This window comes from Sporosarcina obsidiansis (assembly GCF_009651005.1).
Classification (GTDB): Bacteria; Bacillota; Bacilli; order Bacillales_A; family Planococcaceae; genus Sporosarcina; species Sporosarcina obsidiansis.
The window spans coordinates 114,551-127,112 of the sequence record NZ_WHVW01000006.1 but is presented as its reverse complement, the minus strand read 5'-3'; the positions used below and the strand labels follow the sequence as shown (position 1 = coordinate 127,112).

The following is a 12,562-nucleotide window of genomic DNA, read 5'->3' as shown; positions in this document are numbered from 1 at the left end:
AATATTCCACTTGTTAAAGTCTAATAACTCAAATCATTTAGGATCGGAGTGCAATTAGTTCAGTTTCATTTCCTTCTAGCCATGAAATACTTTTTCGAAAGAGTTCCTCTTCAAAAATACCATTTGAGAATGTATGATCTGCATTTTCTACATATTGTTCATACACTTCTCTAGTTAGCAATCTTTTATTGAGCACCTTCGAATATCGAGCCGCATGTTCTTTCGGTATTTGCTCATCTGCTTTTGCATGAATAACATGAGCATCCCCAGTAAATGAACGCAAGGCTTTGAAAGGTTGATGTTCTTGTAAGTCTTTTAGAAACTTTTGACTAATAGTAAATCCATGATAATCAAAGTGACCTTCTTTAGTAATCTCACGGACTGCTTTCGGTCCAAGAATACCCGTAATATCTTCATATGGCGTGCCAACAGGAGACCAAAGGATGAGTTGCTTTATCCGAGAATCAGCTCCTGCTGTTAATGCCGCCACAGCACCTCCCAGACTATGTCCGATTAATGTAATACGATCTTTGTCAATTCCACAAATCGTACTTAGATAATCAATTACATCCTGAACCTCACTCAATTGATTGGTCAGAGTTACATCTCCATAGTCGCCATCACTTTCTCCGCATCCACTAAAATCAAAACGAAAGACGGCAAAGCCACGTTCCGTGAAATAACGAGATGCTTTAACAAATAGACGATGCTCTCCTACCTTACTACCGACAAATCCATGTAACAATATGACTAATGGGATTTTGTTCTTCTTATACTCCGGAAGATGAAGAACCCCAGATAAGTTATGTTCTCCGGAACGAATCGTTATCATTTTATGCATCTCAATCCATCCTTCATATTATATTATTCCAACATGTTTAATAGGTATTATACATTTAGAATAAAATGAAGTCAAATTCTTCTTTTAAACTAGTGCTTTTTCAATAAAAAAAGACTCCTAAAAAGGAGCCTTACAGCTATTTCACTATTCCTAACGTATTCAAGAATACAACGATAATGGTTAGTGGAACGATCCATTTCATTAAAAAATGCCATAGTGGATAAAATGAATTGAATTGTGTACTGCTTAGGTTAAATTCTTCGCGCACCAACACTTGATCCATTCGATGCATGATAAATATGGCAATCAGCAAGCACCCAGATGGAAGTAATATATTACTAACTAAAAAATCCGTTGCGTCGAATATACTTTTATCAAAAAGCAGAACACCAGACAGCGTACTCGATGAGAGCGCAGATGGAATTGCAGCTACAAACACTACAATACCTATTAGCCATGTCATCGCTTTACGAGAACGTTTGCCATTCGCTGTCAGAGCCGCCACAATGATTTCATACAAACTGAAAGATGAAGTCAATGTCGCAAATAAGAATAAAATTAAAAATAATGCTAAAAACACTTGTCCTAACGGCAGTTGGGAAAAGACAGATGGTAATACCATAAATAACAATTCAGGTCCTGCTGCTGGTTCTTGTCCAAATGCAAAGACTGCTGGGAAAATAGCTAATCCCGCCAATAGGGAGACAAACAGATTCATCCCGACAACAGAAGTAGCCGAAGACGTCAAGCTGACATCCTTTTTCAAGTACGAGCTGTACGTGACCATACAGGAAAATCCAACAGCTAGCGAAAAGAACGATTGACCAAGCGCATATAACACAGACTCTCTTGTGATGCTTGAAAAGTCAGGTTTCAGGAAGAATGACACACCCTCCATCGCTCCTTCCAATGTTAGCGAACGAACGACTAAAATAATAAAGAAGAAGAATAATAGCGGCATCATATATTTATTCGCCTTTTCAATACCATTCTGTACTCCGGAAGAAACAACGAGTATATTCACTACTGTAAAAAGAAGCAAACCTAGCAAGGTAGTAGTAGGCGATCCAACTATCGAACCGAATTGTTCTGAATAGGATGCACCCTCGCTAATAATTTTCCCTGTAACAGACAAACCGCTATACACAAATACCCAGCCGCCTACCACACTATAAAAAGATAGCAAGAGAAAACAACCAACAACCCCTAATCGACCAATCCAAGGCCAAGCACTCGCAGGAGCTAACTTTTTGTAGGCACTGACAGCCTCCCTGCCCGAGCCTCGTCCAATAATGAATTCTGAAATGAGCATCGGCAATCCGATTAAAACGGTAAACACTACAAACAATAAGAAAAATGCCCCTCCACCGCTCATTCCAGTTACATACGGGAACTTCCAAATAGCTCCCAGGCCGATAGCAGCACCTGCTGATGACATAATAAAACCAAGTTTTGATGACCATTGCTCTTTCTGTTGATTCATAGCCTTACCCACTTCCCTTTATTTCTACTTATTACAGTTATACTGTACTACTTCATCAGAAACAAGGGGAAAATCGTTTAACTGAACATGCTTGTCTCTCATTTTTTTCTTTTTCAACAAATGTTCTTCACTGAAAAGCTCATTCGCAAGACGCTCACAATTTAGTTGATCGAAAAAGTCGATATATGTGGGTGCTTTGTCGAAGTATGGATTTTCATAGCGTTTTTCATTTACTACTTCCGACAAATAAGCTAACACTTCTTCCTCTGTATTCCCTTTATATCCAAATAGATCTTTATCCAAGTCTAAATATGAACCACGGTTAGCCAGAAATTCTGACTGATCGAATGTATAAAAAATAATCGACTTGTTCATATAGAGAAAATCCCATGAAATACTTGAATAATCCGTTATGAGCATATCTGCTTCGTTCAGCTCATCCATAATTAAAATCTCATCAAAACTAAAAAAAGACATCTGCTCTTTTAAATAGCCATCCCTCCGGAAATAGTTCTCATATTTTTTCATAAACGGATGCAAGATTACGCGCAATTCGATTTGATGATCGATCATGATAGACTGAAGAGTTTTACTTTGTAAAAGTCCCATAGTCGCCTGAAAGTAAGCACTCTCTTGAAATTCCTCCTCAGATAAATCAAATAACCATTCTCTCCAAGTGAACATCAGCAACACACGCTTTATTTGTTTAGGAGGCTGATTAGGTGGTAAGCGATCAAATCTTGCCATCCCCGTAATAACCAACTTCTCATCTGGTATCTCCCATTCATTATATTTTATTTCATACTCATACCTAGACGCGCAGTTGAAATAGTCGCATCTTTCTAGAAGGGGAACATCCTCTTCCTGAATTAAAATTTTCTTGAAGCATTCAATCCCATGACTAATATGAAGCATTTTTGTTTTTTTATTAAGAAAGATGAACTTATCTATGAACGGGGCGAGATCATAAATGATGGAATGTCCATGTACAGAATAGCTAGCTCTGAAAAACAATACATAATTCTGGAAGCTGCCAAGAGGAATTGCATTTGGAATAAGATGATTCTCTATGTAAGTAAATTGCGGATCATACATCCAATAGATCTTCATCTGATCAGAAAAATTCGATAGTACATATTGGTGAAATACCGCTGCATTATCTTCATATTTTTCTCCAAGATTACCGCCAATTAACATGATGGGTTGCGAATCATATCTATAAAACAATTTTACGACAATATAGGCAAGTAATATTTTGGTGGAATAATAAATTTTCAACAAGAAACTATTTTTCTTTAAATGCATTTCATCACCTCCAGGTTTCGTTTCTATCCCCCTTTTTTCTACAAAATAAACTATGAAATGTTTCCATTAGGCAAATTAAGGGTACTAGTTTTAGAGCTGTTTAAGCTTAACGAAAGGAGAAAAAAGACTTGAAAAGAAAAATACTATTTATCTCTGATCATGGGGATCCCCTAGAATCTCTTGGAAGCGAACAAGCTGGCGGACAAAATAATTATGTTAGACAACTTGCCCTTTCGCTTGAAAAAGAAGGGTACGCGGTAGATGTCGTGACACACTGGAACAGTCTTTACACTCCACAAATAGAACATTTTGGAACTGCCTCTCGGGTCATCCGACTTGCTGCAGGAGAGCAGAAATATATCCCCAAAAGTGAGCTTTTTCATTTGATACCAAGTTTTTATCAAGAGCTGATAGATACATTACACATAGAACAATATGATGTCATCCATACTCATTACTGGCTTTCTGGCTTAATTGGTTCATTGATTCAAAAAAATTGGAACACCCCTTGGATTCATACAAACCATTCTCTCGGTATCGCGAAGCAAAGAGCTACCGGCAACACGGAGCCTCATCGGCTTTCAACTGAAAGAATGATATTACGCTCGGCTGATTGTATAGTCGCGACCTCACAGACTGAAAAGAAGTTAATTGAGAACTTTATAGACAACCCCTCTCCGGTGCACGTCATTTCCATTGGGGTTGATCAAGCATTCCAACCAGTAAAAAACAAGTCTTCTGCATCTCCTTACTTTGCATTTGCTGGGAGATTACACACCTCTAAAGGAATTTATACTTTGCTTCAAGCATTCAAATCACTGATTAAAGAAGAACGTTTAGCCTCTCAATCCAAATTAATCATTGCTGGCGGCAGCGATTCTTGCATCTCACCTGAAACTAACTTGCCTAAAAATAAAAAGTTACGTCTAGCTGTCGAAGGAATGGAGCATCGAGTGAAATTTATCGGACCGCAAAGTCAACAAAAATTAGCTCGTTTATTTAGTAATGCAGTAGCTACAATTGTACCGTCTTACTATGAATCCTTTGGAATGGTTGCCGCAGAAGCACAAGCTTGTGGGAGTCCGGTTATCGCCTCAAAAGTAGGAGGTCTTCAAGACGTTGTGAAACATGGTGTAACCGGTTTACACGTAGAACATAAAAATCCTATTGTCTTGGCGCATGCCATGTCCACTTTATTGAATAAACCAAAACTAGCCAAAGCGCTTGGACAACGCGCAGTGGTCTATGCACAGCAAGAATTTAACTGGAGTGTACTTGCTTATAAAATGGCTCGTTTATATAAAGGAGTTGCCAATGAAAGACAAATCATACTTGCTCGCGACTGATCTTGATCATACATTAGTTGGTGATCCATCGTCGCTCTCTAATTTATTTACACATTATCAAAAACAGCAATTTGACGTCGCCCTCGTTTATGTTACTGGCAGACACTTGGATTCCGCTTTAAATTTAATTGAGAAGGAAAATTTACCGATACCCAATATTCTTATCACAGATGTTGGTGCAGCGGTTTATCTTGCCCCTGATTGGAAAGAAGACGAGGTATGGTCTGCTTGGATTAACGAAACATGGACTCCTGATGAGATTCTTCGGCTTTCGCAAAACTTCCCTTCACTAATTAAACAAGATCTTCCCCATCAAAGACGTATCTCGTTTACGCTTGATCCTGATCAAGCCGAACTGGTTCAGGCCGTTAAACAAAATCTAAAACAACACGAAATTTTACATCATATTGTTTTCAGCTCTGGCCGCGATCTTGATATACTTCCTGAACGAAGCGGAAAAGGCAAGGCGGTAGACTATGTACTTCGTAAGTATGCAAAGCCTGAAGTACATGTATTGCTTGCTGGCGACTCGGGGAATGATGCAGAAATGTTGTCTTTAGATTATCCGGCTGTCATCGTAGGAAATGCTCAAATCGAACTAGATGAATTACCATTTCATCCTCTTTTATATCGCGCTACCGAACATTATGCGGCTGGTATACAGGAGGCTTGGGATTACTACTATCCTAAAACGCAATAAAAACCAATTGGACTGATTAAGCCAATTGGTTTTTTACGCTACAGAAGTAATAGATTTTTGCAATAACATACGATAATATTTTAAATCTTCTTCGTAGACTTTTTCATATGTTGCTAAGCTGTTTTTACGAATTAATTCAAAGCATTCTTTATCAATTAGTTGATAGCGATCATTCAGTTGCGAAGCATTTTCCCATGCTGTGATTTCGAATGCTATATTCATTTCATCTTCTTCAATAAGCAAATTCATTAGTTCGACCGATGAAAAAATCTCTTTCATCGTATGGCTTTTTTTCATTGTGAAAATATCAACCGTCTTTGCCAATGACGCATCCAAAGCTTCGTGGTCCAATACATGTCCAAGTTCATGCATAGTAATCGTCTGTACATATGTTTCGAATGAACAGAAAGGAGCCATTTCCATATGTGATACTTGAAGTCTCTGTGCATCAAAACCAATATACTTACCAATAAAGTTATAACTCATATTAATCCCATCAAACACTTCGCGAAGGGGAACATTCATCTCCACAGACTCCATGACATCCGCAATAAGTTGTGAAAAATCTTTAGTCTGCAATTGTTCTTTCATTCTCATTCATCCCTATTTTTCTAATTTCTATATCTTTTACTTTTCTACTATAATATTCTATCTATTAATAGTAGTATATAACTTTTAAGAATATACATCAATACGTTAGAGGAAATCGTACATAATTTGTTATATTTACAATAAAAATAAACTGCATACAAAAAAGATGTTCTCGAATCTCAATCCTTGATTCAAGAACATCTTTTTAACTAATGATCATGTCTATAGCAGTGTCTCCATACAACTTTGAAAGCCACTTAGTTTTTATTATTACGCTGTTTCGAACGCGCTTCTCCACCTTTACGTCCGATTTCCTCATAAAAATCTTTATCGTGATTTTCAGAAGTAGCTTCTCCGCCTTTGCGCCCAATCTCTTGATAGAATTTGCTATCATGTTTCTTGGCAGTGGCTTCTCCGCCTTTACGTCCGATTTCTTCATAGAATTCACGGTCATGATTTTTAGAGGTAGCTTCTCCGCCTTTACGTCCCGCTTCTTTCAAACTCATTTTTTTATTGTCGTTGTCGCGATTGTTTCGGTTAGCCATGTATTACTTCCTCCTAGCATTTTCTACTATTTTTCAGCTCGTCGACTAGCTTAGTAGTTATATTCCCAGTTCACCATGAGCTAAACAAATAAAATCATTTTCTACTATTTATCGATAGAAAGAATTATGGAATGCCATCTATATCCTATTTTGTATAATCCTAAAACACCATATTTTCTTTTGAATAGTCTCTATATTCTTTCTGATGAAAAACACTTCAGTTTTGGACCATTCACAATAGAACTTATTATATCGGTTAGGTTATAAAGTTTCAGCTGTTCATGCAAACAAATTACATAACTTACTTAGTTGGTTCTTAATATTTCTTTTGCGTAACGATTTTCTGAACGAATCGCATAACTTTTTAAGGATTAGCCAACTTACATAGAAACCAATTTAGAAAGGAGAGATATGTATGGGACGTGATGAACATAAGACAGGCAGCAATAATTCAAGTTCTTTACCGCAGACACCTAAGAAACAAAAGATTGCTCCAGGTGATATGAAAGAAGAAATCGCACGAGAATTGGCCGAATTGCGTAAAAACCCGAAACGCGACAAGGGTGGTCCAACCAACGGAACCCGCTGGCCCTAATCCATCATGGAGCTATACTTTCTTATTTTGGGATGACTAAACACAAAAGCAGAGAAGGACGATGCGTTCCTTCTCTGCTTTTATTTCTATCGTTTCTTTTTCAGTGGGTCTACTTCATCAATCAATTTTTCCAAACGTTCATCCCACTGTTGAAGTAATGTATTCCATACTCTTGTAACGTAAAGTTTTTCTACCCGATTGTATACTGAAAATTCAACACATGGTATGAGCAAGTTATCTATGCTAGTAGGCGTTTCAATGTTGTCTAACACCATTTGTAAAGACCCTTCCGTCGTTTCGGCTCCCGCTGAAAGAAGAGCATCACGCCATTGCTCCTGATCTACATCCTCTATTTCATTTATTTGCTTCTTGGCTAAACGAAAGGGGGTAATATTTGCAGAAATAGGTTTCTCTTGCTCTTCACACAAGATAGCATGATGACATGCACTATAATAAAAATTCTTCTCTTTTTTCTCAGCTGGATGTTCATAAATCCCAGCTTGTAGTTGCTCCACTCCAACTTGGGTAAGTTCAAAGACTTCTTTTCTCTGTCGAATCATGTTCGTTAGTTGCATTCTATTGACTAAATCCTCTATAAATAATGGTTCTACAGCAAGAAAATCAGCTACTACCTTTGGGTCTGACACCTCTAATTTTTGTATGGTCAGCAATATCATTTTCATTAGAATGTCCATAGTCGTTCTTTTGATCGTTGTATACCGAACTTTTACAAGCTGAACAGGTAATCCCCAAATTACAGACTGTTGAATTTGTTGGTCAGGCTGTTGGTGTATCTCTTGCTGCAATTTTTTCCGTAGAGATTCCACGCGCTCACCTTTCTCTCATTAGCATTCCATTTTCTTCATACCGCCACACTGCTCAACAACGTTTTGAAGCTGACGGTACATGTCCCGTGTCGATGCGCTCTTTGTTCTAACGGTAAACATTTCTGAACTTCCTACAATAATTAATAATTCCCTAGCACGGGATAATGCCACATTCAATCGTCGATAGTCTTTAGCAAAACCAATATCACCGTTTGAATGATCATGATTTCTAACAAAACTTAAAATGATGATATCCATTTCCATTCCTTGAAACTTATCAACTGAACCCGTTCGACAATGTAACTGCTTAGGCTGAAGTTCCTGCTGGATCAAACGATCAATCCGCTTCACTTGCTCGCCATAAAAGCTAATAACTCCCACGCTTTTCTTATCCTCCGCTTTCATACGACCTTCTGCTTTTGCCAGTTCAGTCGCCTGTTCAATTTCCACCAAGGTATCTCGAATAACTGTGAGTTCAGATTCATTAAATCGACTGGTTCCCCCTTTGACTTTGTCTTCGAAAAATGGAGATTGATTCGGTGTATCTAACCAAAGTAAATGATCATTCCTTGAAATTATGGGGCTCTCCAATAAATGGTCTCGCATCTTATCGGAATCAGATAGTCCACATTGCAATTCATAATTCCCTTCCTTATAAAAAGGGGCGATCGTATCCATAATTCTCTCATGCATACGATATTGTATACTGAGCATGGTTTTATTTTGCTTCGGAAGTGTTCGAAATAGCCTTTCGAATAACGATTCATTCAATAGCTTTTTCATCTCCCGCTGAACTTCGGGATCTTTCTGTTGGTCTACTAGTTCATCCATCGTTTCTTGCCCGACTAACGGTGGCAGTTGATGATGATCGCCAACAAGAATGACTTTTTTTCCTTTTAGCATGGGCAATAGCAATTCAGGCGGTGTAGCTTTTGATACTTCATCAATAATCACTACGTCGAATACTGGATATTCTTCCATAAACTTTTTGGAAGCGGAAGCGACACAAGTGGTGCCGATGACATTCGCATGTTCTACATATAGCTTTCTAATTTCATCCAGATCATAATCATTTGCCTCTTGCAAAAGAAGCTCCCATTGCGCTTGTAATTCCTGCAAAACAGGCAACTGCTCTCGTTCCTTGATCAATTCTTGGAATTCCTTTTCCGTTTCGCGAAGTGCATCTACTATTTGTGACAACTGCCGCTCTAAGTCAGGTATTATTAATTTGACTATTTCATCCATTCGCTCTTGTAACTGACTATTCTCTTGTTGTAGTTGCTTTCTCTGCTGTTCTAGTGTCTCGCTTTTTTGTAGTTGCTCTTCTTGTTGCAGTTTCATCAGAAGTAACTGTTGCTTTTTATTTGCTAATGTTTTAGTAGCTTGGGTAATTTTTTGCATCTGTTGCTGGCATTCGAAAATAGACGTCTCGATTGTGTGTATTTCACGAGTTACTCCCTCCGAATTCCACTTCTCATCGGGCGGATCATTAATTTTTAGCCAACTATCCAGTTGCTGCTGTATCTCTTCTTGTTGCTTTTGCAGTTCCGCTTCCTGTCGCTGAAACTGTTGAATTTTATGTTGCATTTCACGTTGTTGAGTTTTCAAGTTTTGAAGAACATTCTGTTTGACTTCAGTAAATAGCTTCTTCACAGTTTGTATTTGTTGTTGCTGAATCACTAATCCTTTTGTGCGCACCTCTTCTTCTTTTCCATAAAACAAAGATATCCCTTGCGCAATCTTTTGTAAGACGGCTGTTTTCACTGATGAGGTGCCCGAGTGTTGCAATGCGGTTTTGGTCGCTGGATCGACTAAGAATCTGCCGAGTCGATCGATCATATCATGCATTTCTTGTACCGTTGTAAAGTTGTCGGTAGAGCGTTTTTCAATAGTTGTGATGGGATAACGATGGATCAACAAAAGCCGTTCAGTTTTTCCAATAGCTGTTTGGAATCGTTCATAAAGTTCTTTCCATTCTTGAAATTCGTATGAAAATTCACCTGTTTCGATTGCTTTTATAAGGCGCTGTAATTCATTCGACTGTAAGATGATATGGATTGGCAGTTCTACACGGTGTTCAGCAAGTACTTTTTGCAAAGCTTCCATTTTATTAATTGTTATTATTTTTTCGTAAGCTACATGTAATACATTTTCTTGCATTGGTAATTCATTACGTTCCGTTATGAGGTTTTGACGTGTGCGTGCTACTTTTTGCAAGTTCTCTTGCCATTCGATGTAAATCCGAAATTCTTTTAACGTCTTCAACTCGCTTTGCAAGACTGTCAATTGCTCTGTTACTTTTTCTTCACTTGGCAGTTGGCTTAGCATCGAATGCAACTCGTTAATTTCCAGCGTAAGTTGCTGCATTTCTTGTTCTGTTTGTTGGATCATCTGGCGTTTTTCTGAAAGTTGCATGGTAGCTTGTTCTATAGTTGATTGTTTCGCTGAAAACTGACCTTTTAACTCGAGTAGTTGTTCTTGCAGAAGGTTTTGCTCATCTATCTGTTCTATTAGCTCGCATTTAGTGATTTTATGCTGCTTAATCATTTGTTCAAGCTGCTCTATGCGTTCCTGCATTTCTAGATCCTTCGCTTTATATACAGCCCGTGTAGCTCGTACTGTTTCTAGCGTTTCATTTCGCCAATTCAACGCTACATTTTCTTCAATAAATCGCTTACCTTCCTCTTCGATGCTCTCGGATCGACCATATCGTAAAATTCGCGTCGCTGGGTCCATTAATAAACGCCCCAGTGCATTATCTACAGCGAGATTCGATTGAGATGCAACCAATGTCCGTAAGCCCGCCTTAACATTCTGGTAACAAATCTCAGAAATTACTGTCGTTTTCCCTGTACCTGGTGGGCCTTGAATAACATAGAGATCATGTGATTTCATCGCTCCTGTAACAGCTTCCCTCTGATATTCATTTAAATTATTATGAAATTCTAATTCAGGGTTTTTATTGTTAATCTGTACTACAGGACGTTCTTCAAATAAAATTTTCTCTAAATTAGCATTTGCTGCAAGTCCGTCTTGCAAATCTTTGAAACCTTTGCGTAGCCTTCTGATCTGGCTTAATTCAGCAAAATTTGTGAGGACTAATTTTTTATTCCTTTTAGGTAGCCATTGTTCCTGACGTGATCTCATCTTAAAGCGTTGATTCAGTTCTACTACAATAAGGTTTTGAGATTTTTGCACGTCGACGATTTGTCCTATTTCTGTAGATAGCTCCATGACCTTTACGCTGAAGCCTTTCAACTGCTTCCAGTTTTTAGTTTGCAAGTCTTTGCAATGAAGACGAAGCTTTGTAAAATCACTAGTAAAGCTGGATTGAGTGAAGGTACATGAAATATCTTCTACATCTGCATTCTTCTCGGCAATTTGCAGATAGCCTTCCCAACTCTCAATTCGTTTTTTCACGTATTCTGAACGCTCTTCTGCTATAGGCAGTTCACGCATTCTTGTGTAAAATTGAATAGGTAAAGCTACTCCTGCTCGATTCAATCGGAACTTTACTGCTATATGAAGCCGACGATTCGTCTGGACAGGTTCCTTTGCTCCCCTAACATGAAAGCCTGTAGCAACGAAGCCATCTGGTTTAAGAACACATTCCATGACCGCCACTCGTTGTTGAACTTCTTTTGCAAACTTTTTATTGGTATGAGGATCAAAGTATAAGGAGTATGATTGGTTTCCTTGACGATTAGCAGGTTTTTTCTCAATATATATATCAAAAGTGGACTCAGACGAAACAAATGCCTGTTCACTTAAAAACCATTGTTCTAAACCTTTACGAGCATTCTTTGTAATTTCAAGACTACAAGTGACGACTCCGATCTTTACATCATGACTCATGTAGTACATATCTTTCTATAATATAAGGGGTTTTCTTAGCAAGATTGACGATCATGCTTCTCCCTAGCTGTTCATTGTTCAAAGCCTTCACCTCAGTGCTTTATTATAGATCAAAATTTCTCTTATCGCGAGAAAGAAAAACACCTTCCCGAACAATACTAGGAAAGTGTCTATAGCTATTTATTTACATAACCTCTTTAATTTCTGCTTCTTGCTGTGAAGAACGTACAGATGCATAAAAAAATTCTCACTAAATATGTTTAGCTATTATGATCAGTGGGTATCATAATCATAACAAGGCAAACTGATGGAATTATGAACGGACTATTACAATTTGGGTCCTATATTCCAGCAGAGCTGCACAGCCTTGGCGGAAAATTTTCTTTACTGGCAACTGGTACACTCGATTGTTGTAAGAATCTTTTTTATGGATTCCACAGTAGTACAAGTAGTAAAAGTAAGTTTTTTGTGCAA

At 38.1% G+C, this 12,562-nt stretch carries 10 protein-coding genes; 3 read left to right on the top strand and 7 right to left on the bottom strand.

Translation table 11 applies throughout. From position 1 onward, the window contains the following. Positions 1-37 precede the first annotated feature (37 nt). From GD002_RS07335 to GD002_RS07325, 3 genes are all read right to left on the bottom strand, one after another. Positions 38-841 (bottom strand): alpha/beta hydrolase, encoded by an 804-nt coding sequence (locus tag GD002_RS07335; RefSeq protein ID WP_153731696.1) that lies wholly within the window; start codon positions 839-841, stop codon positions 38-40. Between the two features lie 136 nt (positions 842-977). Next, positions 978-2,324, bottom strand: a complete 1,347-nt coding sequence (locus GD002_RS07330; RefSeq protein ID WP_153731695.1) for a sodium-dependent transporter — start codon at positions 2,322-2,324, stop codon at positions 978-980. A gap of 24 nt (positions 2,325-2,348) precedes the next feature. Then, positions 2,349-3,629 carry a CDP-glycerol glycerophosphotransferase family protein gene (locus tag GD002_RS07325; RefSeq protein WP_153731694.1) on the bottom strand — a complete coding sequence of 427 codons (1,281 nt, stop codon included), beginning with the start codon at positions 3,627-3,629 and terminating at the stop codon, positions 2,349-2,351. Between the two features lie 128 nt (positions 3,630-3,757). Here GD002_RS07325 and GD002_RS07320 point away from each other — a divergent pair, with 128 nt between their 5' ends. Together GD002_RS07320 and GD002_RS07315 are read left to right on the top strand one after the other, a co-directional pair. Further along, a complete protein-coding gene (locus tag GD002_RS07320; protein ID WP_153731693.1) occupies positions 3,758-4,975 on the top strand; it encodes a glycosyltransferase in 1,218 nt (405 codons plus the stop codon). Beyond that, positions 4,944-5,675, top strand: a complete 732-nt coding sequence (locus tag GD002_RS07315) for an HAD-IIB family hydrolase (RefSeq protein WP_153731692.1) — start codon at positions 4,944-4,946, stop codon at positions 5,673-5,675. The genes GD002_RS07320 and GD002_RS07315 overlap by 32 nt, the downstream gene beginning before the upstream one ends. A 33-nt stretch (positions 5,676-5,708) precedes the next feature. Here the strand turns inward: GD002_RS07315 and GD002_RS07310 are convergent, their stop codons facing one another. Together GD002_RS07310 and GD002_RS07305 are read right to left on the bottom strand one after the other, a co-directional pair. Continuing rightward, positions 5,709-6,266: an integrase gene (locus GD002_RS07310; protein WP_153731691.1), complete on the bottom strand. Its 558-nt coding sequence runs from the start codon at positions 6,264-6,266 to the stop codon at positions 5,709-5,711. A 257-nt stretch (positions 6,267-6,523) separates the two neighbouring features. Beyond that, a complete protein-coding gene (locus GD002_RS07305; protein ID WP_153731690.1) occupies positions 6,524-6,811 on the bottom strand; it encodes a KGG domain-containing protein in 288 nt (95 codons plus the stop codon). 415 nt (positions 6,812-7,226) lie between these two features. Between GD002_RS07305 and GD002_RS07300 the strand changes: the two genes are divergently transcribed. Next, positions 7,227-7,406, top strand: coding sequence for a hypothetical protein (locus tag GD002_RS07300; protein ID WP_153731689.1), 180 nt, complete (start codon positions 7,227-7,229; stop codon positions 7,404-7,406). An 86-nt stretch (positions 7,407-7,492) separates the two neighbouring features. On the opposite strand, the gene GD002_RS07295 is transcribed toward GD002_RS07300, so the two are convergent. Both GD002_RS07295 and GD002_RS07290 read right to left on the bottom strand, forming a co-directional pair. After that, positions 7,493-8,233, bottom strand: coding sequence for a hypothetical protein (locus GD002_RS07295; protein ID WP_153731688.1), 741 nt, complete (start codon positions 8,231-8,233; stop codon positions 7,493-7,495). A gap of 18 nt (positions 8,234-8,251) precedes the next feature. After that, positions 8,252-12,088, bottom strand: coding sequence for an AAA domain-containing protein (locus GD002_RS07290; protein ID WP_194841504.1), 3,837 nt, complete (start codon positions 12,086-12,088; stop codon positions 8,252-8,254). Positions 12,089-12,562: the final 474 nt, after the last annotated feature.